Annotated in this window: 24 protein-coding genes; 14 read left to right on the plus strand and 10 right to left on the minus strand. The window is 71.4% G+C overall.

The annotated features are described in order from the left end of the window. The first annotated feature begins 105 nt into the window (after positions 1-105). The gene (locus tag B082_RS0118725) at positions 106-849 is read left to right on the plus strand and encodes a response regulator (protein WP_018553351.1); all 744 of its coding nucleotides are present in this window, start codon (positions 106-108) and stop codon (positions 847-849) included. 111 nt (positions 850-960) lie between these two features. Here B082_RS0118725 and B082_RS0118730 read toward each other — a convergent pair whose 3' ends face one another. Continuing rightward, complete coding sequence (locus tag B082_RS0118730) at positions 961-2,631, minus strand: GAF domain-containing protein (protein WP_018553352.1); 1,671 nt, start codon at positions 2,629-2,631, stop codon at positions 961-963. Positions 2,632-3,295: 664 nt separating this feature from the next. On the opposite strand from B082_RS0118730, the gene ctaD reads away from it, so the two are divergent. Together ctaD and B082_RS0118740 are read left to right on the plus strand one after the other, a co-directional pair. Then, positions 3,296-5,041: a cytochrome c oxidase subunit I gene (gene ctaD / locus B082_RS0118735; RefSeq protein WP_018553353.1), complete on the plus strand. Its 1,746-nt coding sequence runs from the start codon at positions 3,296-3,298 to the stop codon at positions 5,039-5,041. Between the two features lie 40 nt (positions 5,042-5,081). Continuing rightward, positions 5,082-5,414 (plus strand): hypothetical protein, encoded by a 333-nt coding sequence (locus tag B082_RS0118740; RefSeq protein WP_018553354.1) that lies wholly within the window; start codon positions 5,082-5,084, stop codon positions 5,412-5,414. A gap of 46 nt (positions 5,415-5,460) precedes the next feature. On the opposite strand, the gene B082_RS0118745 is transcribed toward B082_RS0118740, so the two are convergent. After that, positions 5,461-6,978, minus strand: coding sequence for a S8 family peptidase (locus B082_RS0118745; protein ID WP_018553355.1), 1,518 nt, complete (start codon positions 6,976-6,978; stop codon positions 5,461-5,463). 287 nt (positions 6,979-7,265) lie between these two features. On the opposite strand from B082_RS0118745, the gene B082_RS0118750 reads away from it, so the two are divergent. From B082_RS0118750 to moaA, 3 genes are all read left to right on the plus strand, one after another. Beyond that, positions 7,266-7,631 carry a DUF485 domain-containing protein gene (locus B082_RS0118750; RefSeq protein ID WP_018553356.1) on the plus strand — a complete coding sequence of 122 codons (366 nt, stop codon included), beginning with the start codon at positions 7,266-7,268 and terminating at the stop codon, positions 7,629-7,631. Beyond that, positions 7,628-9,265: a cation acetate symporter gene (locus B082_RS0118755; RefSeq protein ID WP_018553357.1), complete on the plus strand. Its 1,638-nt coding sequence runs from the start codon at positions 7,628-7,630 to the stop codon at positions 9,263-9,265. Before B082_RS0118750 ends, B082_RS0118755 begins: the two co-directional genes overlap by 4 nt. A 174-nt stretch (positions 9,266-9,439) precedes the next feature. Further along, a complete protein-coding gene (gene moaA / locus B082_RS0118760; RefSeq protein WP_018553358.1) occupies positions 9,440-10,429 on the plus strand; it encodes a GTP 3',8-cyclase MoaA in 990 nt (329 codons plus the stop codon). 10 nt (positions 10,430-10,439) lie between these two features. Here the strand turns inward: moaA and B082_RS0118765 are convergent, their stop codons facing one another. Both B082_RS0118765 and B082_RS0118770 read right to left on the minus strand, forming a co-directional pair. Then, positions 10,440-10,703 (minus strand): hypothetical protein, encoded by a 264-nt coding sequence (locus tag B082_RS0118765; protein WP_018553359.1) that lies wholly within the window; start codon positions 10,701-10,703, stop codon positions 10,440-10,442. Positions 10,704-10,919: 216 nt separating this feature from the next. After that, positions 10,920-11,300, minus strand: a complete 381-nt coding sequence (locus tag B082_RS0118770; protein WP_018553360.1) for a DUF3099 domain-containing protein — start codon at positions 11,298-11,300, stop codon at positions 10,920-10,922. A 205-nt stretch (positions 11,301-11,505) separates the two neighbouring features. Here B082_RS0118770 and B082_RS0118775 point away from each other — a divergent pair, with 205 nt between their 5' ends. Next, entirely contained in the window at positions 11,506-11,781 is a 276-nt protein-coding gene (locus B082_RS0118775; RefSeq protein WP_018553361.1) for a GlsB/YeaQ/YmgE family stress response membrane protein, read from the plus strand. A 106-nt stretch (positions 11,782-11,887) separates the two neighbouring features. Here the strand turns inward: B082_RS0118775 and B082_RS0118780 are convergent, their stop codons facing one another. From B082_RS0118780 to B082_RS0118795, 4 genes are all read right to left on the minus strand, one after another. Continuing rightward, on the minus strand, positions 11,888-12,952 hold the full coding sequence (locus B082_RS0118780) for a 2,3-butanediol dehydrogenase (protein WP_018553362.1): 1,065 nt from the start codon (positions 12,950-12,952) through the stop codon (positions 11,888-11,890). 228 nt (positions 12,953-13,180) lie between these two features. Continuing rightward, the gene (tyrS, locus tag B082_RS0118785; RefSeq protein ID WP_018553363.1) at positions 13,181-14,449 is read right to left on the minus strand and encodes a tyrosine--tRNA ligase; all 1,269 of its coding nucleotides are present in this window, start codon (positions 14,447-14,449) and stop codon (positions 13,181-13,183) included. Positions 14,450-14,507: 58 nt separating this feature from the next. Beyond that, the gene (locus B082_RS0118790; protein WP_018553364.1) at positions 14,508-15,902 is read right to left on the minus strand and encodes a metallopeptidase TldD-related protein; all 1,395 of its coding nucleotides are present in this window, start codon (positions 15,900-15,902) and stop codon (positions 14,508-14,510) included. An 82-nt stretch (positions 15,903-15,984) separates the two neighbouring features. Then, on the minus strand, positions 15,985-17,508 hold the full coding sequence (locus B082_RS0118795; protein ID WP_026249937.1) for a TldD/PmbA family protein: 1,524 nt from the start codon (positions 17,506-17,508) through the stop codon (positions 15,985-15,987). Positions 17,509-17,728: 220 nt separating this feature from the next. Here B082_RS0118795 and fabG point away from each other — a divergent pair, with 220 nt between their 5' ends. From fabG to B082_RS0118810, 3 genes are all read left to right on the plus strand, one after another. Next, the gene (gene fabG / locus B082_RS0118800) at positions 17,729-18,448 is read left to right on the plus strand and encodes a 3-oxoacyl-[acyl-carrier-protein] reductase (RefSeq protein WP_018553366.1); all 720 of its coding nucleotides are present in this window, start codon (positions 17,729-17,731) and stop codon (positions 18,446-18,448) included. A 5-nt stretch (positions 18,449-18,453) separates the two neighbouring features. Continuing rightward, positions 18,454-19,221 (plus strand): enoyl-ACP reductase FabI, encoded by a 768-nt coding sequence (gene fabI, locus B082_RS0118805; protein WP_018553367.1) that lies wholly within the window; start codon positions 18,454-18,456, stop codon positions 19,219-19,221. A gap of 173 nt (positions 19,222-19,394) precedes the next feature. Then, complete coding sequence (locus B082_RS0118810; RefSeq protein WP_018553368.1) at positions 19,395-19,769, plus strand: hypothetical protein; 375 nt, start codon at positions 19,395-19,397, stop codon at positions 19,767-19,769. A gap of 212 nt (positions 19,770-19,981) precedes the next feature. On the opposite strand, the gene B082_RS0118815 is transcribed toward B082_RS0118810, so the two are convergent. Continuing rightward, positions 19,982-20,668, minus strand: a complete 687-nt coding sequence (locus B082_RS0118815; RefSeq protein WP_018553369.1) for a FadR/GntR family transcriptional regulator — start codon at positions 20,666-20,668, stop codon at positions 19,982-19,984. A 101-nt stretch (positions 20,669-20,769) separates the two neighbouring features. On the opposite strand from B082_RS0118815, the gene B082_RS0118820 reads away from it, so the two are divergent. The 4 genes from B082_RS0118820 to B082_RS0118835 all read left to right on the plus strand — a co-directional run bounded on the left by B082_RS0118820 (position 20,770) and on the right by B082_RS0118835 (position 23,174). Then, positions 20,770-22,080 (plus strand): CynX/NimT family MFS transporter, encoded by a 1,311-nt coding sequence (locus B082_RS0118820; RefSeq protein WP_018553370.1) that lies wholly within the window; start codon positions 20,770-20,772, stop codon positions 22,078-22,080. Positions 22,081-22,106: 26 nt separating this feature from the next. After that, positions 22,107-22,217 (plus strand): SGM_5486 family transporter-associated protein, encoded by a 111-nt coding sequence (locus B082_RS40265; protein WP_018553371.1) that lies wholly within the window; start codon positions 22,107-22,109, stop codon positions 22,215-22,217. A gap of 145 nt (positions 22,218-22,362) precedes the next feature. Further along, positions 22,363-22,569, plus strand: coding sequence for a hypothetical protein (locus B082_RS0118830; RefSeq protein ID WP_018553372.1), 207 nt, complete (start codon positions 22,363-22,365; stop codon positions 22,567-22,569). 86 nt (positions 22,570-22,655) lie between these two features. Then, positions 22,656-23,174 carry a SixA phosphatase family protein gene (locus B082_RS0118835; protein ID WP_026249938.1) on the plus strand — a complete coding sequence of 173 codons (519 nt, stop codon included), beginning with the start codon at positions 22,656-22,658 and terminating at the stop codon, positions 23,172-23,174. A gap of 86 nt (positions 23,175-23,260) precedes the next feature. On the opposite strand, the gene serB is transcribed toward B082_RS0118835, so the two are convergent. Beyond that, a complete protein-coding gene (gene serB, locus B082_RS0118840; RefSeq protein ID WP_026249939.1) occupies positions 23,261-24,517 on the minus strand; it encodes a phosphoserine phosphatase SerB in 1,257 nt (418 codons plus the stop codon). Positions 24,518-24,536: the final 19 nt, after the last annotated feature.

Below are 24,536 nucleotides of genomic sequence, written 5' to 3' on the forward strand. Positions count from 1 at the left end.
TCCGCACAGCGGCCGACCGTGCCGCGGAACCCCACCGCCGCCCCGTCCGCGAGCGCCCACATACTGGTTCCGGTCCACCCCGAACCCCGACCGATCGAGCATGGTGTGAACGACGATCCCGCCCAGCCCCCGAGCAGTACGCCCCCGTCCGGTTCCGCCTCGCCGGTACGCGTCTTCATCCTCGACGACCACGAGGTCGTACGGCGCGGTGTACGCGATCTGCTGGAGGCCGACGACGGCATCCGGGTCGTCGGCGAGGCCTCCGACGCCCGGGAGGCGCTGGCCCGCGTACCGGCGGTCGCGCCCCAGGTCGCCGTGCTGGACGTACGGCTCGGCGACGACCGGGACGGGGACCACGCCGGCATCGAGGTGTGCAGGGAACTGCGGGCCCGGATGCCCGGACTGGCCTGTCTGATGCTGACGTCGTTCGACGACGACGAGGCGCTGTTCGACGCCATCATGGCCGGGGCGGCCGGTTATGTGCTGAAGCAGATCAACGGGGCCGGTCTGGTCGCCGCCGTGCACACCGTGGCGTCCGGCACCTCCATGCTGGACCCGCGGACGACCGCCCGCGTGATGGCCCGGCTGCGGGGACCCCAGCAGCCGCCCGCCGCCGAGGCGTCGGAGCTGGACCGGCTCACCCCCCGGGAGCGGCAGATCCTGGACCTCATCGGTGAGGGGCTCACCAACCGGGAGATCGCCGAGCGCCTCTTCCTCGCCGAGAAGACGGTCAAGAACCGCATCTCCGCGATCCTCGCCAAACTGGGCGTCGGCCGCCGCATCCAGGCCGCGATGCTCGCCGGCCGGATCCGGGAACGCCAGGCGCGACCGCCGGACCCCGGGCGCTGACCGGCGGGGTCGGCCGGGCGGGGTCGGTCAGCGCCCGGGGTCCGGCGGGGCGGGGCCGGCCGGGCGGGGTCCGTCGAGTGGGGCCGGCCGAGCGGGACCGGTCGAGCAGAGTCAGTCGAGCGGGGCGCGCCAGACGATCCGGGTGCCCCCACCGGCCGGCTGCTCGACGGCCAGGGTGCCGTCGCACAGCTCGGCCCGCTTGCGCATGTTGGCCAGCCCGCCGCCGCGCTCCGCCCCGGTCCCGGCCGCGGCGCCGCGGTCGTCGGTCCCGGTCGCGGCCCCGATCCCGGTCCCGTCGTCCGTGACGGTCAGCGTCACCGAGTCGCCGGCGGACAGCACGATGTCGATACGGCTCGCGCGTGCGTGGCGGGACGCGTTGGACACCGCTTCGGCGGCGACCGCCACGACGTGCTCCGCCAGTTCGTCCGGGACCACGGAGTCCACCGGTCCCTCGATCTGCACGGAGGGACGGAAACCGAGCGCGCGGGCCGCCGTACGGGCGGTCTCCGCGATCCGGTGCCGCAGCCCGCCGCGGCCCGACCCGTCCGTCGTCCGCAGGTCGAAGATGGTCGACCGGACGATCCGTATCGTGGTGTCCAGGTCGTCGACCGCGCGGCTGACGCGTTCGGCGGCCTCCGGGCGGTCCGCGATGGCCCGGGTGGTGCTCTGGAGCGTCATCCCGGTCGCGAAGAGGCGCTGGATCGCCAGGTCGTGCAGATCGCGGGCGATCCGGTCGCGGTCGTGCATGACGGCGAGCTCCTCGGACTCCGCCCGCCCGCGGGCCAGTTCGAGCGCGATGGCCGCCTGGTCGGCGAAACCGGACACGAGGGCGACCTCGGTGTCGTCGAACGGCGGACGGCCCACCGGGCGCCCCAGCCGCAGCGCGCCCATGGCCCCGGTGCCCACCCGCAGCGGCACCGCGACCACCGGGCCCAGGCCCTCCTCGGCCCCGTCGCCGAACGGGTGCGCACGCGGATCCGTTCGCACATCGGCACAGTGCACCGGCGTCCCGGTACGGGCCGCGAGCCCGGCCAGCGACCCGTGCGCCGGTACGGACAGGCCCCGCACCCGGCCGGCGTCACGGCCGTGGGCGACGGCGACGGTGAGACGGGCGTCGAAGGCCGCCGGGGCCGGTGCACCCGGCGGCGACGGGGGCAGCAGGACGGCGGCCCGGTCGGCGCCCGCGACCTCCATCGCCCGCTCCGCGACCAGGTGCAGCACCTCGTCGGCGTCCGTACCCGAGAGCAGGGCACGGGTGATCTCGCCCAGCGCCTCCAGGCGTTGTTCCCGGCGGCGGCTCTCCTCGTACATCCGGGCGTTGTCGATGGCGACCCCGGCCGCGATCGACAGGGTGGTCAGCAACGCCTCGTCGTCCGCGTCGAAGCTCCGCCCGCCCCGCTTCTCGGTGAGGTACAGGTTGCCGAACACCTCGTCGCGCACCCGCACCGGGACGCCGAGGAAGCTGTGCATCGGCGGGTGGTGGGGCGGGAAGCCGTAGCTGTGCGGGTGACTGCTCAGATCGGCGAGCCGCAGCGGTTGCGGGTGGTGGATGAGCTCGCCGAGGATGCCGCGCCCGCACGGCGTCTGCCCGATCCGCGCGGTCAGTTCGTCCGGCATGCCGACGGTCAGGAACTCCAGCAGCGTCTGCCCGTCGCCGACGATGCCGAGCGCCCCGTACTCCGCGTCGGTCAGGGTCACCGAGGCCTCCACGATGCCCCGCAGTACCTCTTGCAGCTCCAGGCCGCGCCCCAGGCTCATCACGGCGTCCAGCAGGCCGCGCATCCGGTCCGGCGGGCTGGGCCGCGGCCGGCTTCCGGGACCGGAGTCCCCGGCGCCGTGGCCCGTGACGGGGCAGGAGGGGGCTTGGGGCGCCGGGGACTCTGCGTCTGTCATCGGGGCGCCGCTCTCTGGGTCCGTATGCCGTAGGCCGGGTCATCGCTCACCGGCTCACAGCGGAGCTGGGACCGGTCCACGGGCGGTCAGTTTACGGCAGCCGCCGCGGGCGCGGCCCGGCGGCGGGGGCCGACGCACGCGCTGTCGCGGGCCCTGCGGGCGACCACCGAAGGCGTCCCCCGCAGGGGCTGGGCAGGCCGCCGTAGGCCTCCCGCACGGGGACCGCCCCCGCTCGTTGCCCGCCCCGCCCGCGCCGGGACCGCCCCCGCTCGTCGCCCGCGCCGCCCCCGCCGCGCCCGCGCCAGGGCCGACCGGCCCCGGCCGAGGGTGCCCCCCGGCCCCCGCCGAAGGTGTCCCCCGGCCCGGCCCCGCGGTGCCCCTCGGCCCCTGGAGACCGCCCTGCGCCGCGGCCAGCATGGTGCGGCCGGGAAGGCCGGCTCTGTCCCCCGCATGAAATCGGCCTTCCCGGCCGCGTCCCCGTCCCGCCGTCCCGCCCGGGACGGCGGGACGGGGACGCGCTCGGAGAACCGCACGAGCTGGAGGACACGGTCCGGTGGACGCAACGGAATCGCAGGGTGGCAAGGCCGCTCCCGCACAGGGCCCCAAGCCCCCCGACGGCCCGCACCCCGGGCTCCGGCCGGCCGGGGCCGAACCGCCGGCGCCGCGCGACCGCTCGGGCCGGCCCTCGCGCGGACGCCTCGTCGTCTCGTGGCTCACCACGACCGACCACAAGCAGATCGGCAGCCTCTATCTCGTCACCGCTTTCGCGTTCTTCCTGATCGGCGGTGTGATGGCACTGGTCATGCGCGCCGAACTCGCCAGGCCCGGCACGCAGATCGTTTCCAACGAGCAGTTCAACCAGGCATTCACCATGCACGGTTCGGTCATGCTGCTGCTGTTCGCGATGCCTCTGTTCACCGGGTTCGCCAACTGGCTGATGCCGCTCCAGATCGGCGCACCGGACGTGGCTTTCCCGCGCCTGAACATGCTGGCCTTCTGGCTGTTCCTGTTCGGTTCGCTGATCGCCGCGGGTGGATTTCTCACACCGCAGGGAGCGGCGGACTTCGGCTGGTTCGCCTACGCCCCGCTCTCCGACGCCACGCATTCCCCTGGCGCCGGCGCGGACATGTGGATCATGGGTGTGGCGCTGTCCGGCTTCGGGTCCATTCTCGGGGCGGTCAATTTCATCACCACCATCATCTGCATGCGTGCCCCCGGAATGACCATGTTCCGCATGCCGATCTTCACCTGGAACGTGCTGCTGACCGCGCTGCTCATCCTGCTGGTGTTCCCGGTCCTCGCCGCTGCGCTGTTCGCGCTGGAGATGGACCGAAAATTCGGTTCGCACATCTTCGACCCGGCCAACGGGGGCGCGCTGCTGTGGCAGCACCTCTTCTGGTTCTTCGGCCATCCGGAGGTCTACGTCCTCGCCCTGCCCTTCTTCGGCATCGTCTCCGAGGTCGTTCCGGTCTTCTCCCGGAAGCCGATGTTCGGCTATGTCGGACTGATCGCCGCGACGATATCCATAGCCGGTCTCTCCGTCACCGTATGGGCGCACCACATGTACGTGACCGGTGGGGTGCTGCTGCCCTTTTTCGCCTTCATGACGTTCCTGATCGCCGTGCCGACCGGAGTGAAGTTCTTCAACTGGATCGGCACGATGTGGAAGGGATCGCTGTCCTTCGAGACGCCGATGCTGTGGGCCACCGGATTCCTGGTCACCTTCCTCTTCGGTGGCCTGACCGGTGTCATCCTGGCGTCACCACCGCTGGATTTCCACGTCTCCGACTCCTACTTCGTGGTCGCCCACTTCCACTACACGCTCTTCGGCACGGTGGTGTACGCGATGTTCGCCGGATTCCATTTCTGGTGGCCCAAGTTCACCGGGAAGATGCTCGACGAACGCCTCGGGAAAATCACCTTCTGGGTGCTGACCGCCGGATTCCACCTCACCTTCCTCGTACAGCACTGGCTGGGTGCCGAGGGAATGCCCCGCCGTTACGCCGACTACCTCGCCGCCGACGGCTTCACCGCCCTCAACACCGTGTCCACCGTCGGCTCGTTCCTGCTGGGCCTGTCGTTCCTGCCCTTCTTCTACAACGTCTGGAAGACCTCCCAGTACGGCAGGAAGGTGGAGGCCGACGACCCCTGGGGGTACGGCCGCTCGCTGGAGTGGGCCACGTCGTGCCCGCCGCCCCGGCACAACTTCACGTCACTGCCCCGCATCCGCAGCGAGTCCCCGGCGTTCGACCTGCATCACCCGGAGATCGCCGGGACCATCCCCGCCGCCCCGCACTGAACCGCCGTCCCCGCGGCCGTCCTGAGGAGAGTGCCGTCCCATGTCCCACGGTGTTCTGGCACTGGGAATCACCGCCGTCTGCCTGGCGGGCAACGTCTGGTACCTGCCGGCCTGCGTCGACCTGCGGGCGGGCCCGGACCGCCCGCGCTCCCGGCGGGCGGCGGCCGGCGCCGTACTGACCGGCTGGGCGTCCGCCGCCCTGACGGCGCTGCTCCTGCTGACCCCCGCACCGCTCGCCGCGGTCGCGGTGACCGCGACCGCGGGCGCCGCCGCCATGGGGTGCCTGGGTGTCGTGGCGGGGCTGCGGCGCAGGGAGGAGCGCCGTGAGACCGCGGCCCTCACGGCGGCCTTCGGTTCCACCCGCACCCCGTGATCCGGCGGTCCGGGGGCGGCGTCACGCGCGCCCCCGGACCCCGGCGTCACCAGCGCACGGCGTCCAGCGCGTCCACCACACCGGCCCCGTAGAAGCCGTTGTGGTTCCTGCCGCCCTCGCAGACCGCGTCGACCTCGCCGTCACCGTCGATGTCGTACGGCGCGCCGCACGCCTTCGCGTCCGCCTCCAGCGTCAGCAGCGCCTTGACCACGGCGGGCGACGCGTACGGGTGCTTCGACTTGATCAGCGCCACGACGCCCGCGACATGCGGGGACGCCATCGACGTACCGGCCTTGTAGCCGTACGCGCCGCCCGGCAGCGTCGAGAGGATCAGACCGCTCGTCGCCGGCGGCTGTGGCGTCTGGTAGACCGTCGAGTCCCCGCCGGGCGCCGCCACGTCGATGACCCCGTTCCCGTAGTTCGAGTACGAGGCCTTCAGGCCCTTCGCGCCCGTCGCCGAGACCGTCACCACGCCCGGCAGCATCGTCGGGATGTCGGGGCACTGCTTCGGGTCGACGGTCCGGTCGGCCGTGGTGGTGTCGTTCGGGCTGGTCGAGTCCTCGACGGTGTCCGCCGCCAGGTCCTCGGCGGAGTTGCCCGCGGCGGCGACGTTGACCGCGCCCCTGCGCTCGGCGTACCGGGTGGCCCGCGCGACGGCCTCGACCAGGGCGCCCTGGTCGGGGTCGTCCTTGCAGTTGTACATCCACGGGTCGGTGTAATAGCTGTTGTTCGTCACGTCCACGCCGTGCTCGGCCGCCCAGACGAAGCCGCAGACGACGGCCTCGGTGTAGAAGAAGCCGTCCGGGTTGCCCACCTTGATGCCGGCGACCTTCACGCCCGGCGCCACGCCCGTCACGCCGACGCCGTTCTTCGCCGCCGCGATGGTGCCCGCCACATGGGTGCCGTGGTCGCTCTCGCCGGCCTTCGGACGCCAGGCGCCCTCCGTCGTGTCCGGGGTGCCCGACACACAGTTCGCGGAGGCCGCCCGGTCGAAGTTCGGCGCGAGGTCCGGGTGCGTGTCGTCGACCCCGGTGTCGATGACCGCGACCGTCACCTTCCGGCTGCCCAGCGACTTCTGGTGCGCCTTGTCCGCCTTGATGGCGGGCAGGTCCCACTGGAGCGGCTCCATGGGGTCCTGGCCGGCTGTCGCCTTCGCCGCCGCGGCCCGCTCCTGCTCGGCCGTCAGCGGCTGGTCCACCCCGATGTCCTTGGTGGCCTGCGGCACGATCGGGTTGGTACGGGTGGCGCCCGCCGACAGGACGCCTCTGACCCGGCGGACCGTCTTCGCGAAGTCCGGGTTCCGCGAGTGGACGACGATGACACCGATCCGGTCGTAGGCGGTCACCACCGTGCCGCCGGCCCGCTCTATCGCCTCGCGCACCTGCCCGGCGGTGCCGGCACCGCCCTGCGTGTTGACCACGTACGAAAGCTTCGGGCCGTCCGCCGGTGCCGTCGCCGTCGCGGCGGAGGCGGCGCCCGTCGGCAGGAAGCCGAGCGAGGCGGTGAGGGCCAATCCGACGGGCAGCGTCAGTGCGCGCGTCCGCCTGGATCCCAGATGAGCCATGGGGTCTCCACATCATCCGTGCCAGTCGACCGGACACGGGCCGTGTCCGGTCGCGTACATGACGAGTGAAGCTATCGCCGTTCATCCCGGCACATCAATCGAATCCTGCGAACACGTGCCCGGCGAAGCGCCCGAAGGAGTGATCCGGAGAAGGCGCGCGCCGTGGTGAACCGCTTCGCCTCGCGCCGCGTGCCGTTGTCAGGGGAAGCGCACCACCACCCCCGATCACGAGGTTCACAGTGAAATCCACCGTCCCCACCACCGCACCCGCGTCGCGAGGAGAATCCGTGGCTACCGATGCACCGCCGCCCGAGGGCAGTACGGAGAACAGCCCTGCCCAGCCCACGACCGAGGCGTTCCTCGCGGAGCAAGGCAGTGCGGAATTCGGCGAACTGCGCCGCTCCTACCGCTCCTTCGCCTTCCCGCTGACCATCGCCTTCGTCCTCTGGTACCTGCTGTACGTGCTGCTCTCCAACTACGCGGGCGGCTTCATGGGCACCAAGGTGTTCAGCAACATCAACGTGGCCTTCGTCTTCGGCCTCGCCCAGTTCCTCACCACCTTCCTCATCGCCTGGTTCTACTCGCGGCACGCCAACGCGAAGCTCGACCCGAAGGCCGAGGCCATCAAGTCCCGTATGGAGGCCGACGCATGAGCGCCGCGTACCACTCCCACGCCACCGTGACCCTCGCCGCGTCGGCCACCGAGCACCGGCCGCTGATCATCACGCTCTTCGCGGTCTTCGTCGCGGCCACCCTCGGCATCACCGTCTGGGCCGGCCGCCAGACCCGCAGCGCCTCCGACTTCTACGCGGGCGGCCGCCAGTTCACCGCCTTCCAGAACGGCCTCGCGGTCTCCGGCGACTACATGTCCGCCGCGTCCTTCCTCGGCATCGCCGGCGCCATCGCCCTCTTCGGCTACGACGGCTTCCTCTACTCCATCGGCTTCCTCGTCGCCTGGCTGGTGGCGCTGCTGCTGGTCGCCGAACCCCTGCGCAACTCCGGCCGCTACACCATGGGCGACGTCCTCGCCTACCGGATGCGCCAGCGCCCGGTCCGCACCGCGGCGGGCGTCTCCACCATCGTCGTATCGATCTTCTACCTGCTGGCGCAGATGGCGGGAGCGGGCGTCCTGGTCTCGCTGCTCCTCGGAATCACCAGCGACGCCGGAAAGATCCTCATCGTTGCGCTGGTCGGCGTACTGATGATCGTCTACGTCACCATCGGCGGCATGAAGGGCACCACCTGGGTGCAGATGGTCAAGGCCGTACTGCTCATCGCCGGCGCCATCCTGATGACCTTCATGGTGCTGTGGAAGTTCAACTTCAACGTCTCCGACCTGCTGGGCACCGCCGCCGAGAAGAGCGGCCACGGCGCCTCGTTCCTGGAGCCCGGCCTGAAGTACGGCGCCACCGGCACCTCGAAGCTCGACTTCCTCTCCCTCGGCATCGCCCTGGTCCTGGGCACCGCGGGCCTGCCGCACATCCTGATCCGCTTCTACACGGTGCCGACCGCCAAGGCCGCCCGGAAGTCGGTCAACTGGGCGATCGGCATCATCGGCGCGTTCTACCTGATGACGATCGCCCTCGGGTTCGGCGCCGCAGCCCTCATCGGGCCGGACGAGATCAAGGCGAAGAACCCCGCGGGCAACGCGGCCGCCCCGCAGCTCGCCGAATACCTCGGCGGGGTCGGCACCACAGGCGGCGCCGTCCTGCTCGCCGTCATCTCCGCCGTCGCCTTCGCCACCATCCTCGCCGTCGTCGCGGGACTGACCCTCGCCTCCTCGTCGTCCTTCGCCCACGACATCTACGCCAACGTCATCCGCAAGGGGAAGGCCACCGAGAAGGAGGAGATGAGGGCCGCCCGCTGGGCCACCGTCTTCATCGGCGCCGCCGCGATCGTCCTCGGCGCCTTCGCCCGCGACATGAACGTCGCCGGCCTGGTCGCCCTCGCCTTCGCCGTCGCCGCGTCCGCCAACCTGCCGACGCTCCTCTACAGCCTCTTCTGGAAGCGCTTCACCACCCAGGGCGCGCTGTGGTCGATCTACGGCGGCCTGGCCTCCTCCGTGATCCTGGTGCTCTTCTCGCCGGTCGTCTCCGGCAACGAGAAGACCTCGATGTTCAAGGGCGTCGACTTCGCCTGGTTCCCGCTGGAGAACCCCGGCCTGATCTCCATCCCGCTCGGCTTCCTGCTCGGCTGGATCGGCTCCCTCCTCTCCAAGGAGGAGCCCGACAAGGGCAAGTACGCCGAGCTGGAGGTCAAGTCCCTCACCGGCATCGGCGCCCACTGAGAGCAGAAGTTCACCGGGTGCGGACCCCGCCGTACGAGGCCGCGTCGTAGAGTCCTACGACGCGGCCTCGCCGCACCTCGTGGCAAACGGTCCCCCTGCGCCGTCACCGGTCTCGCGTAGGCTCGAAGGAGTCAGCTACCGCGACCGGGAAGTCACCGGGGGAGGGGGCCCACCATGCTCATCGACACCTACGACCGGGTCGCCACCGACCTGCGCGTCTCGCTCACCGACCGCTGCAATCTGCGCTGCACCTACTGCATGCCGGAAGAGGGCCTGCAGTGGCTCGCCAAGCCCGACCTGCTCAGCGACGACGAGATCGTCCGGCTCATCCGCATCGCCGTCACCCGGCTCGGCGTCACCGACGTCCGCTTCACCGGCGGCGAGCCGCTGCTGCGCCCCGGACTCGTCTCCATCGTCCAGCGCTGCGCGGCCCTCGAACCCCGCCCCAGGATGTCCCTCACCACCAACGGCATCGGGCTGAAGCGGACCGCCGCCGCGCTCAAGGGCGCCGGACTCGACCGGGTCAACGTCTCCCTCGACACGCTGCGCCCCGACGTCTTCAAGACCCTCACCCGCCGCGACCGGCACCACGACGTGCTGGCGGGCCTGGAAGCCGCCCACGAGGCCGGGCTCACCCCCGTCAAGGTCAACAGCGTCCTGATGCCGGGGCTCAACGACGACGAGGCCCCCGACCTGCTCGCCTGGGCCGTGGAACACGGCTACGAGCTCCGCTTCATCGAGCAGATGCCGCTCGACGCCCAGCACGGCTGGAAGCGCGAAGGCATGATCACCGCGGGCGACATCCTCCGCTCGCTGCGCACCCGCTTCGACCTCGCCCCCGAGGGCGACGCCGACCGCGGCTCCGCCCCCGCCGAGCGCTGGACCGTCGACGGCGGACCGCACCGGGTCGGCGTCATCGCCTCCGTCACCCGCCCGTTCTGCCGGGCCTGCGACCGCACCCGGCTCACCGCCGACGGACAGGTGCGCACCTGCCTGTTCGCCCGCGAGGAGACCGATCTGCGCGCCGCGCTGCGCTCGGAGGCGCCCGACGAGGAGATCGCCAGGCTCTGGCAGCTCGCCATGTGGGGCAAGAAGGCCGGATCCGGCCTTGACGACCCGAGCTTCCTCCAGCCCGACCGCCCGATGTCCGCGATCGGCGGCTGAGCCCGCCCGGTTACGCGGACGGGGGCCTCGACTCCCACTCCGCCAGCGTCACCACGTCCTTGAGGAAACCCCGCACGTCCAGGAACGAGGACAGGTGCTCCCGGTGCTCGTCGCAGGCCAGCCAGGTCTTGCGGCGCTCCGGCGTGTGCAGCTTCGGATTGTTCCAGGCCAGCACCCATACGGCGGCGGCCCGGCAGCCCTTGGCCGAACAGACGGGGGCGGCATCGGACGGTGCGGGGGAGCCGGGGAACGCGGCGGAATCGGGGGAGTTCACGGACTCAACCCTAGAGGGTGCCGACACGGGCCCTGCCGGTGAGAGGCCGGAGAAATGGCGACGCCGGGCAGCCACGGGGGGAGCTGCCCGGCGTCGGTCCATCGCTCCGACGGGGGATGCGGAGCGCGTACAAAGTATGTCACGCACACCCCGCCGCGGTGCACTGGAACTTCATGATTGATCTGAGCTTTTCTTGAGCTTGGGCCCACCGTGGCCTCAGTCGTGCTCCTGCGCATCCGGAGACCGGAAGGAGCGTCCGGACTGCGGTGAGGCGGGCCCGGTACCCGCCGCCGGAGCGGCGTCCAGCGCCGGACGGGCCGGAGCCGGCAGCACGAAGGTCGACGGCAGCGCGGGGGTGTTCTCACGGCCGGCGTTGGCGATGACGACCGCGACGTACGGCAGCAGGACCCCGAGCCCGAGCGCCACGAACGCGATGTGCCGCTCCACGTTCCACAGGAGCGCGGCCGCCACCACCGACACCGTCCGCACGGACATCGAGATCACGTAGCGCCGCTGCCTGCCGCGCACGTCGTCCGCGAGCCCCTGCCGGGCTCCCGTGATCCGGAAGACCTCCGCACCGCTCTGCTTGCGCACCACGTCCCCACCAACCTTCCCCGGACCCGGACCGGCCGCTCCCACGCTACGCCCGGCACCCGGCGCGTTCGAGACCGGGGCGCGCCGTATCCGTACATTCCGCCACCCGGCCGCGATACCCGTTCGGCTCCGCCCGGCATGCGGCACCCCGGCCCGGCGCCGAGACTGGGCGGGACATGCGCGGCACCGCGTCGCTCAAGGAGGCAGCATGGGCTGGTTGTGGGCAATCATCGTGGGCCTGGTGCTCGGTCTGATCGCGAAGGCGATCCTCCCCGGCAAGCAGCAGATCCCACTCTGGCTGACGATCATCTTCGGCATGATCGGCAGCGTCCTCGGAAATGCTGTCGCCACCTGGATCGGTGTCAACGACACCAAGGGCATCGACTGGACGCGCCATGTGCTCCAGCTGATCGGAGCGGTGGTGGTGGTCGGAGTCGGCGACATGTTGTGGGCCTCGCTGCGAGGCACCAAACAGCGGACCTGAACCGCGCGTCCGGAAGGAATCCCGGATGCGCCGACGGCACTCACCGATGCCGAAGACCTCCTGGGCGATGCCCAGGAGGTCTTCGGCCGTGAGGCGGGGCCGGCCGTCAGGAACGGGGGTCCACCAGGACCTTGACCGCCGTCTCGTTGTGGTGGATCAGGGTGTCGAAGCCCTCGGATACGAGACCGTCCAGCCCGATGGTCCCGGTGATGAACGGCTTCAGATCGACACGGCCCTCCCGCACCAGCTCGATGGTCTTCGGATGCGAGTTGACGTAGGCGATCGTGCCGCGCAGGTCGACCTCCTTGAGGACGAGCTTCTGCATGTCGAGCGAGGCCGGCTTGCCCCAGATCGAGATGACGGTGATGACGGCACCCGGCCGGACGGCGTCGAACAGGGTGTCGAGGACGACGTTGACCGACGTCGCTTCGAACGCCACATCCGCGCCCCTGCCGTCCGTGAGGCGGCGTACCTCCGCCGCGACGTCCGAGACCGCGGGGTCGATGACATGGTCGGCGACCCCGGCGTCCAGGGCCTTCTGCCGGCGCAGCCGGCTCAGCTCGGTGACCGCGACCTCGACATCCATGGCCTTCAGCACCGCACAGGTCAGCAGCCCGATGGGCCCCGCCCCGCCGACGAGCGCGAAGTCGCCCGCCTTCGCGCCGGAGCGCTCGAACGCGTGGTACGCGACAGCGAGCGGCTCGATGAGAGCGGCCTCGTCCAGCGGAATGTCCCCGACCGGGTGCACCCAGCGGCGCTCGACGACGATCTTCTCCGCGAGCCCGCCGCCATGGCCGGCCAGCCCGATGAAGTTCATGTCGGGTGAGAGGTGGTAGGCGGAGTTGTCCGGCCCGGTGTCGACCTCGGGCCGCAGGATGTAGGGCTCCACCACGACGCGGTCACCCGGCTTCAGGTCCTCCACCCCCTCGCCCACCGCGTACACGACGCCGGACATCTCGTGGCCGAGTGTCACGGGGGCGGACTCGCCCGACACCGGATGTGGATGACCGGCCGGCGGGACGAAGATCGGCCCGTCGAGATACTCGTGCAGGTCGGTACCGCAGATCCCGCAGTACGCGACGTCGATGCCCACCGTCCCCGGTTGGACCGTGGGCTCCGCGATGTCCTCGATACGAATGTCTCCGCGGTCGTAGTAGCGCGCAGCCTTCACTTGTACCGACTCCTTCGTCTGGTTCAAAGGGCGCCTCGGTCGAGCCGGCCTTCCCCTGCGATTCGTCCGGTCAGGGATGGTTTGTCGGCTACCAAAATGATAGGTACCCGGGCGCATGAGTGCGCGGTGCGCCGGCCAGGGCCGTCACGGCATACGCCGGAGGCCCTCAGGAGCATGCTCCTGAGGGCCTCCGGCCCGCGTCGTACGCCTGGAGGGCGCGCCCGGGGTTCAGCCGGCCGCGACCTCGATCGCCGCGAGGTTCTTCTTGCCCCGGCGAAGCACCAGCCAGCGCCCGTGCAGCAGCTCCTCGCGGGCCGGCGCCGCCTCGCCGTCGAGGACCTTCACGTTGTTCACGTACGCGCCGCCCTCCTTGACCGTGCGCCGCGCCCCCGACTTGCTCGGCGCGAGCCCGACCTCCACCAGCAGGTCGACCAGCGGGCCCAGCTCGGTGACCCGGGCGTGCGGTACCTCGGACAGGGCGGCGCTCAGCGTCGCCTCGTCCAGCTCACCCAGCTCGCCCTGGCCGAACAGGGCCTTCGACGCGGCGACGACCGCGGCGCACTGGTCCGCCCCGTGCACCAGCGTCGTCAGCTCCTCGGCCAGCGCGCGCTGCGCCGTCCGCGCCTGCGGGCGCTCCTCGGTGACCTTCTCCAGCTCCTCCAGCTCGGCCGGGGTCCGGAAGCTGAGGATGCGCATGTAGCGCGAGATGTCCCGGTCGTCCACGTTCAGCCAGAACTGGTAGAACGCGTACGGCGTCGTCATCTCCGCGTCGAGCCAGACGGCCCCGCCCTCCGACTTGCCGAACTTGGTGCCGTCCGCCTTCGTCATCAGCGGGGTCGCCAGCGCGTGGACCTCGGCGCCCGGCTCCAGGCGGTGGATCAGGTCGAGACCGGCGGTGAGGTTGCCCCACTGGTCGCTGCCGCCCTGCTGGAGCGTGCAGCCGTAGCGGCGGTACAGCTCCAGGAAGTCCATGCTCTGGAGCAGCTGGTAGCTGAACTCGGTGTAGCTGATGCCCTCGTCGGACTCCAGCCGCCGGGCGATGGAGTCCTTGGTCAGCATCTTGTTGACCCGGAAGTGCTTGCCGATATCCCGCAGGAACTCGATCGCGGACATGCCCGCGGTCCAGTCCAGGTTGTTCACCATGACCGCGGCGTTCTCGCCCTCGAAGGACAGGAACGGCTCGATCTGCGAGCGCAGCCGGGTCACCCACTGGGCGACCGTCTCCGGATCGTTCAGCGTGCGCTCGGCGGTCGGCCGGGGGTCACCGATCTGGCCGGTGGCCCCGCCCACCAGGGCGAGCGGCCGCAGACCGGCCCGCTGGAGCCGGCGCATGGTGAGCACCTGCACCAGGTGGCCGACGTGCAGACTCGCCGCGGTGGGGTCGTAGCCGCAATAGAACGTGACCGGACCGTCCGCGAGAGCCTTGCGCAATGCGTCCTCGTCGGTGGACTGGGCGAACAGCCCGCGCCACTTCAGCTCGTCGACGATGTCCGTCACGGTTCCGTGCTCCTTATCAAGACTGGTCAGGTTTTATGCGTCAGTCAGTCTAGGCGGGTCACACCCCCCGGCTGACCGAGCTCATGTTGAAGTCCGGGATGCGCAGGGCGGGCATCGCGGCCCGGGTGAACCAGTCGCCCCACTCGCGCGGCAGCGTCTTCTCGGTGCGGCCCGCCTCCGTGGCCCGGGACAGCAGGCCGACCGGGGACTCGTTGAAGCGGAAGTTGTTCACCTCGCCGGTCACCTCGCCGTTCTCGACGAGATAGACCCCGTCCCGGGTCAGCCCGGTCAGCAGCAGCGTCGCCGGGTCCACCTCGCGGATGTACCAGAGGCAGGTCAGCAGCAGCGCCGGGCCGCTCGTCGCGGCGACCATCTCCTCCAGCGACTGCTCGCCGCCGCCCTCCAGGATCAGGTTGTCGACCGCCGGGGCGAGCGGCAGCCCGGTCAGGCCCGCGGTGTGCCGGGTCGTCGTCAGCTGCTCCAGGCGGCCGTCACCGATCCAGTCGGTCCTGGCCAGCGGCAGCCCGTTGTCGAAGACCGAGGCGCCGTCCCCGGAGGAGTGGGCGATGACGAAGGGCGCCGACTCCAGCCCGGGGGCGTGCGGGTCGCTGCGCAGGGTCAGCGGCAGGGGGGACAGCGTCTCGCCGAGCCGGGTGCCGCCGCCCGGCTTGGAGAACACCGTCCGGCCCTCGGCGGCGTCCCGGGCCGTGGAGGACCAGAGCTGGTAGATCAGCAGGTCCGCGACAGCGGTCGGCGGCAGCAGCGTCTCGTACCGGCCGGCGGGCAGCTCGATGCGGCGCTCGGCCCAGCTCAGGCGGCGCGCCAGCTCCGTGTCCAGCTCGGCCGGGTCGACGTCCTTGAAGTCCCGCGTGGAGCGGCCCGCCCAGGCCGAACGGGAGCGGTCGGGCGACTTGGCGTTCAGCTCAAGCGTGCCGTTCGGCTGGTCGTGGCGCAGCCGCAGCCCGGTGGACGTGCCGAGGTAGGTGGAGGTCATCTCGTGGTGCGCGAAGCCGTACAGCTCGCGCCCACCGGAGCGGGCGCGGGCGAAGGCGTCGCCGAGTGCCGGGGCGAACGCGGCGAACACGTCCGAGTCCGTCTCGGCCGGCGCGTCCGTGAAGTCGGGCGACGCGGGCACCCCGCTGACCAGCGGCTGCGCGTCCTCGGCCGGTCCGGCGCCGCGCGCGGCGGCCTCCGCGGCCCGCACCAGCGGTTCCAGGTCGGCGTCGGTGACGGCGGACCGGGACACCACACCGGACGCGGTGCCCTCGGCGCCGTCGACCGTGGCGATGACGGTCAGCGTGCGGCCCCGGGTCACCCCGTTGGTGGTCAGCGCGTTGCCGGCCCAGCGCAGATTGGCCGACGACTCCTCGTCCGCGATGACCACACAGCCGTCGGCGGTGGACAGGTCGAGCGCGCGCTCGACGATCTCGTACGGCTTGCTGACGCGGCTCATCGCCCGGCCTCCTGCGTCGTATTGAGGCTGTGCTCTGCCGGGGGACGACCCCCGGACCCCCAGCCGGTCCCGTGGTCGCGGCTCATCGCCCGGCCTCCTGCGTCGTATTGAGAATGTTCACGCCTCGGAAGAGGGCGGAGGGGCAGCCGTGCGAGACGGCCGCGACCTGGCCCGGCTGGGCCTTGCCGCAGTTGAAGGCGCCGCCCAGGACGTACGTCTGCGGGCCTCCGACCTTCTCCATCGAGCCCCAGAAGTCCGTCGTCGTCGCCTGGTAGGCGACATCGCGCAGCTGTCCGGCGAGCCTGCCGTTCTCGATGCGGAAGAACCGCTGCCCGGTGAACTGGAAGTTGTACCGCTGCATGTCGATGGACCACGACCGGTCCCCGACCACGTAGATCCCGCGCTCGACCCCGCCGATCAGGTCCTCCGTGGACAGCCCGCCCGGGTCCGGCCGGAGCGACACGTTCGCCATGCGCTGCACGGGGACGTGGCCCGGCGAGTCCGCGTACGCGCACCCGTTGGACCGGCCCAGGCCCGTCAGCTTCGCGATCCTGCGGTCCAGCTGGTAGCCCACCAGCGTCCCGTCCTTGATCAGGTCCCAGGACTGCGCCTCGACGCCCTCGTCGTCGTAGCCGATCGTCGCGAGCCCGTGCTCGGCGGTGCGGTCACCCGTCACGTTCATCACGGGCGAGCCGTACGCCAGCTTCCCCAGCTGGTCGAACGTGGCGAACGAGGTCCCCGCGTACGCCGCCTCGTAACCGAGCGCCCGGTCCAGCTCGGTGGCGTGGCCGATCGACTCGTGGATGGTCAGCCACAGGTTGGACGGGTCCACGACCAGGTCGTACGTCCCCGCCTCGACGCTCGGCGCCCGCATCTTCTCGGCGAGCAGCCCCGGGATGCGCTCCAGCTCCGCGTCCCAGTCCCAGCCGGTCCCGGTCAGGTACTCCCAGCCGCGCCCGGCCGGCGGTGCGATGGTGCGCATCGAGTCGAACTCACCGGTCGCCGCGTCCACGGCCACCGCGCTGAACTGCGGATGCAGCCGGACGCGCTGCTGCGTGGTGACCGTGCCCGCGGTGTCCGCGTAGAACTTGTTCTCGTGGACGGTCATCAGTGAGGCGTCCACATGCGCCACGCCCTCGGCCGCCAGCAGCCGCGCGCTCCACTCGGCGAGCAGTCCCGCCTTCTCCTCGGCGGGTACGTCGAAGGGGTCGACCTCGTACGCCGAGACCCAGCTCCGCTCCCCGTGCGACGGCTCGTCCGCCAGCTCCACCCTCTCGTCGGAGCCCGCCGCCGCGATCACCTTCGCCGACAGCTTCGCCATCGCGACCGCCTGCGAGGCCACTCTCGCCGCGGCGTCCATCGTCAGATCGACGCCGGAGGCGAACCCCCAGGCCCCGCCGTGCACGACCCGCACCGCGTACCCGAGGTCCGTGGTGTCGGAGCCCCCGGCGGGCCGGGCGTCCCGCAGCCGCCAGGTGGCGCTGCGCACCCGCTCGAAGCGGAAATCGGCGTGCGTCGCCCCGAGCGCCCGCGCGCGGGCCAGCGCCGCGTCGGCGAGGGCCCGTAGCGGGAGCGCCAGGAACGACTGATCTACCTCATGGGGCACGGGCGGCCTCTCCTTCGCGGTCATACCCTCGGATCGTTTACGAGGCAGTGAAGCACGGCCCATGCCGTGACGCGGCCCAATTCTCCGGGCGGGACCGGGCGCGCGACTGTAGGAACCCCACAGTGACCGGGGGGAGGCCCTGTCAGGGGGCGATTCCCCGCGGCGCGGGCGGTACCGATAGGTTTTCGAGGTACCAGACCGCTATCGAAAGGGTGATCCGTTGAGCCGCTCGGTTCTCGTCACCGGAGGAAACCGGGGCATCGGCCTCGCCATCGCCCGCGCTTTCGCCGACAACGGCGACAAGGTCGCGATCACCTACCGTTCCGGCGAGCCACCCGTGGCGCTCACCGATGCCGGTGTTCTCGCGGTCCGTTGCGACATCACCGACACGGAACAGGTGGAGCAGGCCTACAAGGAGATCGAGGAGAAGCACGGCAACGTGGAGGTGCTGGTCGCCAACGCCGGTATCACCAAGGACCAGTTGCTGATGCGGATGTCCGAGGACGACTTCACGTCCGTCCTCGACACCAACCTCACCGGCACCTTCCGGGTCGTCAAGCGCGCCAACCGCGGCATGCTGCGCGCCAAGAAGGGCCGCGTGGTCCTCATCTCCTCGGTCGTCGGCCTCCTCGGCTCGGCCGGCCAGGCCAACTACGCCGCGTCCAAGGCCGGTCTGGTCGGCTTCGCCAGGTCGCTGGCGCGCGAGCTCGGTTCGCGCAACATCACCTTCAACGTCGTCGCGCCCGGCTTCGTCGACACCGAGATGACGCAGGTGCTCACCGATGAGCAGCGCAAGGGCATCCTGTCCCAGGTGCCGCTGGCGCGTTACGCGCAGCCCGAGGAGATCGCCGCGGCGGTGCGCTTCCTCACCTCCGACGACGCGTCGTACATCACTGGAGCCGTCATTCCCGTTGACGGCGGATTGGGCATGGGTCACTGATCACCATGAGCGGAATTCTCGACGGCAAGCGCATCCTCATCACCGGGGTGCTGATGGAGTCGTCCATCGCGTTCCACGCCGCCAAGGTGGCCCAGGAGCAGGGCGCCGAGGTCATTCTGACCGCGTTCCCCCGGCCCACGCTGACCGAGCGCATCGCCAGGAAGCTGCCCAAGCCGGCCAAGGTCATCGAGCTGGACGTGACCAACGCCGAGCACCTGGACCGCCTCGCCGGCCTGGTGCGCGACGAGCTGGGCTCGCTGGACGGTGTCGTGCACTCCATCGGCTTCGCGCCGCAGGACGCGCTCGGCGGCAACTTCCTGAACACCCCGTTCGAGTCGGTCTCCACGGCGATGCACGTCTCGGCGTTCTCGCTGAAGTCGCTCGCCATGGCGTGCAAGCCGCTGATGAGCGAGGGCGGCTCGATCGTCGGCCTCACCTTCGACGCCCAGTTCGCCTGGCCGCAGTACGACTGGATGGGCCCGGCCAAGGCCGCGCTGGAGGCCACCTCCCGCTACCTCGCCCGTGACCTGGGCCCGGACGGCATCCGCTGCAACCTGATCTCGGCCGGACCGCTCGGCTCCATGGCCGCGAAGTCCATCCCGGGCTTCGACGGGCTCGCCGACGTGTGGAACACCCGCGCGCCGCTCGCCTGGGACATGAAGGACCCGGAGCCGGCCGGCCGCGGCATCGTCGCGCTGCTCTCGGACTTCTTCCCGCGGACGACCGGCGAGATCATCCACGTCGACAGCGGCGTGCACATGATGGGCGCCTGACCGCTCCGACGTACGCACCGGCCGCGCACCGCCTCCCCGGAGGCGGTGCGCGGCCGTTTCCGTGCCCGGTACGGGCTGGGGGCGCTCAGGTCGAAAAGCCGGCCGATCCACCGCAGAATGTGGAGGAACCGGACTTCTAACCGGACTTCTGGTCAGGCGGGGAGGAGATCGCTGTGCGTCGCACACATCGCCGAACCCGGTCCCTGCTGGCGTCCGGCGCGGCCGTCGCCGCGCTCCTCGTCCCGGCCGGCCTGTACGCGGCCGGTCACGTGGGTGCCGCCGGCGCCGCCGCACCCCCCGCCCCCAGCCCCGAACCCTCCGGCGCCGAGTGCCGTACGGCCGTCCACGGTTCCCGGGTCGTCGCGTACTGCCACAATCCGTACCCCTCGGCCGACCGGGTCCAGCTGCACACCGAGTGCGCCCGGTGGTGGGACATCGACGCGGACTCGGCGCCGGTCGAGATCGGACCGGGCCGGACCGTACGGCTGGACGACCGCTGCTGGAAGGAAGTCGCCGCGGTGTGGATCACCCACGCGACGAGTGCCTGAGGGCCGGTCTTCACACTGCCGTCGTCGCCCGAAGGGCGGCCGGGCGGCGTCAGGCGCGTCCCCGAGTTCTCGGCTCCGCTCGAACAGGGGAGACCCCACTCCTCGGCGTGCCGGCCCCGGGCCCCTGTACTGGACGTACCGGGGTCTGGGACCGGTGCGGCGAGAGTGCGTGTGTGGCGTCGCCCGGCAGACGGCAGTTCGAAGACAGGTCCTTAGACGCCCGTCCGGCCCCGGTCCGCCAGGCAGGTCAGCGCGTGGGCGGCCGCCTCGGCCGCCGCCGTCTCGGCGTCGCCCGCGCGGATCGCCTCGACCAGCCGGCCGTGGTCCATGTGGTTCTCCGGCCGCAGCTCACGGCCGACGTCGACCCGCAGGTAGTCCCGCAGCAGATCGCCCAGGTCGGCGTACAGGCCGGTCAGCACGTCGTTGTGGGAGGCGGCGACCACGGCCAGGTGCAGGGTGGCGTCGGCGGCCACGAACGCCTCGGCGTCCCCCGCCGCCCAGGTCTCCTCCCGGCGCCGCATGAGCGCGTCCAGCTGCTTCAGATCGCGCTCGGTGCGCCGGGCGGCGGCCAGGCGGGCGGCCGACGACTCCAGCGTCGAGCGCAGCTCGGCCACGTGCCGCGGGTCGGCGGTGGCGAACCGGCGGTGCATCACGCCGGCCAGCTCGCTGGTGGCCACCACATACGTGCCCGAGCCCTGCCGGATGTCGAGGAGGCCGTTGTGCGCGAGCGCGCGCACCGCCTCACGGACGGTGTTACGGGCCACCCCCAGCTGCTCGACCAGCTCGGGCTCGGTCGGAATGCGGGAACCCACCGGCCACTCACCCGTGGTGATCTGGTTCCTCAGCTGGGCAATCACCTGGTCGGCGAGTGCCGAACGCCGCGTGGACGTCAGCGCCATGGTGCTCCTCGGTCGCAACTTCTCATGGGCCTGGATCTTCTCAGGGTTCGGTGGGTGGACGGAATGGACAACCAATCATCCCATGATTCTATGATGACCTCATGCGTGACGACGAAACCATTCCCCAGACCGCCACCGGGACCCTGAGCCCCACCACCCCAGCGGCCCCCGCCCGGCGGACCGGCACCTCGCCGTGGACGCTGCGCCTGGTGGCGATCGGGCTCGTCCTCACCGCGCTCAACCTCCGCCCCGCCATCACCAGCCTCGGCGCCCTCCTCGAAGAGGTCCGGGACGGGCTGCACATGAGCGGCAGCGTGGCCGGTGTCCTCACCTCCGTACCGCCGCTGTGCTTCGCGGTCTTCGGCGTCATGGCGCCCCGGCTGGCCCGCCGCTTCGGGCCCGGCGCGGTGGTCTGCGCGGGTATGGTCGCCATCGCCGCGGGCCTGGTGATCCGGCCCCTGATCGGCGGCACGGCGGGCTTCCTCGCCGCCAGCGCCCTGGCCCTCATGGGCATCGCCGTCAGCAACGTCCTGATGCCGGTCATCGTCAAGCGCTGGTTCCCCGACCGCGTCGGCTCCATGACCGGGCTCTACTCCATGGCCCTGGCCCTCGGCACCTCGCTGGCCGCCGCAGTGACCGTGCCCCTGACCGACGCCATGGGCGGCAGCTGGAAGGCCGGCCTCGGCATCTGGGCCGTCCTGGCCGCCGCCGCGATCCTGCCCTGGCTCCCGCACGTACGGGACCGGGCCGGTGACCGGGGACAGTCCGAGGCCGACCGGGGCACGCCCGCGGCCGGGGGACAGTCCACCGCGCACCGGCCGCAGGCGGCCGCCCTCCGGATCACCCGCAGCCGCACCGCCTGGGCCCTCGCCTGCTTCTTCGGCCTCCAGGCCACCGCCGCCTACATCACCATGGGCTGGATGCCCCAGATCTTCCGCGACGCCGGGGTCTCCGCCGGCACGGCGGGCGTCCTGCTCGCGCTCACCATGGCCATGGGCGTCCCGCTCGCCTTCGTGATCCCGCGCGTCGCCGCCCGGATGAAGAACCAGGGCCCGATCGTCGTCGTCCTCGGCGCCTGCGGCCTCGCCGGCTACGCGGGCCTCTACCTGGCCCCGTCCGGCGGCGCCTGGGCCTGGGCGCTGCTCCTGGGCATCTCCAACTGCGCCTTCCCGCTCGCCCTCACCATGATCGGCATGCGGGCCCGCAGCGGCGCCGGCGTGGTCCGGCTGTCCGCGTTCGCCCAGTCCACCGGCTACCTGATCTCGATCCCCGGCCCCCTCCTGGTCGGCGTCCTCTACCAGCACAGCGGGGGCTGGGGGCTGCCCATCGCGCTGATGGCCGCCCTCATGGTGCCGCAGATGGCCGCGGGCATCCTGGCCGGCCGGGACCGGACGATCGAGGACGAATCCTGAGATGCGAGACTGGGGCCATGTCACCTGTGCTCGATCCGAATCCCCAGAACGGTCAGAAGAAGCTGCTCCTCGTCTTCGGGGCGATGCTGCTGATCACGGTCGTCGTCGGAGTCATCGCCTCCATCGCCTCCCCGTGACGCCGGCCGGCGGCGGGGGTGGGGCTAGCACCACCGTCCCCTAGGGGGCCAAGGCCAGGGTGAAGTGGGTGGGTCACCGGATGGGAGCGGCGCCCCCGCATCCGTAGGTTCTGAGTATCAGAACCGACCACCCACGGAGGCGGACATGCCGGCCCCTACGCACACCCGGACCACCCAGCCGGATGCGAGCAGCGTCGATGTCCGGCTGCCGTGGTGGGCCATCGCGCTGCCCGCCGTCGCCTTCGCCGCGCTCCTGCTCCTGATCGCCGGACCGGGCCAGGCGCACGCCGCCACCGGAGACTCGTCGACCGGCCAGTTGCTCCAGCGAATCGTGGAGCTGCTGATCCGCTGACGCCCGGCGCCCGGGGCGGTGAGGCTCCCGGGAGAAGGCTCCAACACCCTGCGCCAGCTGGCACATTTCATGCGAAGCTGAGATGTATGAGCGCCGATACATCTCGCAGGATCGTCCTTCTCAGGCATGCCAAGGCGGAATGGTCGCAGGAGTCCGACCACGAGCGGCCCCTCGCCGAGCGCGGCCGCACGGACGCCCCCGTGGCGGGCCGCAAACTCACCGATTCGGGGATCGTCTTCGATCTGGCCCTCTGCTCGACCGCCGTCAGAACGCGTGAGACGTGGAAGCTGGCCGTGCACGAGATGCCGCAGCGCCCGAAGACCGTGTACGAGGAGCGAATCTACGAGGCCTCGCTCGGCGAACTGATCGCTCTGGTCAACGAGACCCCGGACGACGTCTCCAACCTGCTGGTCATCGGCCACAACCCCGGCATGCACGCCCTCGCGGACGCCCTCTCCGGCAGCAGTGAGGGCGACGCGCTCGCCCGGCTGGCCCGCGGCGGCTTCCCGACCGCGGCCTTCGCCGTCGTGGAGTTCTCCGGCCCCTGGAAGACCGTGGAGCACGGCGTCGGCCGGCTCACCGCCTACTGGACCCCCAACGACTGACCGGCCACGCGTACGCACAGGGCCCCGGCACACACCGCGAGGTGCGCGCCGGGGCCCTGTCCGTGTTCCCGGCGGGGGGAGGGAGGCTACTCGACCAGGCCGTCGGCCGCCTCGACCTCCTCGCGGGTGACGCCGAGCAGGTAGAGCACGGTGTCCAGGAACGGCACGTTCACCGCCGTGTGCGCGGCCTCGCGGACCACCGGCTTGGCGTTGAAGGCGACCCCGAGCCCGGCCGTGTTCAGCATGTCCAGGTCATTGGCCCCGTCGCCGATCGCCACCGTCTGCGCCAGCGGCACCCCCGCCTCGGAGGCGAAGCTCCGCAGCAGCCGGGCCTTGCCCGCCCGGTCGACGATGTCCCCGGTCACCCGGCCCGTGAGCTTTCCGTCGACGACCTCCAGCGTGTTGGCAGAGGCGAAGTCGAGCCCCAGGCGCTCCTTCAGATCGTCGGTCACCTGTGTGAACCCGCCCGAGACCACACCCACTTGGTAGCCGAGCCGCTTCAGCGTACGGATCAGCGTCCGGGCGCCCGGCGTCAGCCGCACCTCGGAGCGGACCTTGTCCACCACCGACACGTCGAGCCCCGCCAGCAGCGCCACCCGGGCGTGCAGCGACTGCTCGAAGTCCAGCTCGCCCCGCATCGCCCGCTCGGTCACCTCGGCGACCTCGGCCTCGCAGCCGGCATGGGCCGCGAAGAGCTCGATCACCTCGTCCTGGATCAGCGTCGAGTCGACGTCCATCACCACGAGCCGCTGCGCCCGGCGGCTCAGCCCGGCCGAGACGACCGCCACGTCCACGCCGATGCCCGCGGCCTCCGGCGCCAGCGCGCTGCGCAGCTCCTCGGTCCCCGTACCGGACACCGCGAACTCGACCGCGGTGACCGGATACTTCGCCAGCCGGAAGATGCGGTCGATGTTGCCGCCGGTCGAGGTGATCCGGGCCGCTATGGCGGCGGTCGACTCCGCGGTCAGCGGGTGCCCGAGCACCGTGACATGGGAACGGCCGTAGCCGCGCGGCCGGTTGTCACCCGTACCGGAGATGATCTCGGCCTGGAGCTTCAGCGACTCGGCCCAGCTGTGCACGGTGGCCCGCAGATCGCCCTCGGTGGTCCCGCCCGCGGTGGGGGCCGTGACCAGCGCGCACAGGACGATACGGCCACGCGTGACGACCTGCTCGATGTCCACGACATCGACCGAGTACGCGGCGAGGGTGTCGAAGAGGCCCGCGGTGATCCCGGGGCGGTCCTTCCCGAAGATCTTCACCAGAAGGGTCGGAATGTCCGGACCCTGCGGTGATACGGGAGGCTCGGGAGACGGGGAGGACTCAGGGGGCTGCGATGCGCTCATGGTGCCTCCCACCGTATCG

The organism is Streptomyces sp. ATexAB-D23, from assembly GCF_000373645.1.
Lineage (GTDB): Bacteria > Actinomycetota > Actinomycetes > Streptomycetales > Streptomycetaceae > Streptomyces > Streptomyces castrisilvae.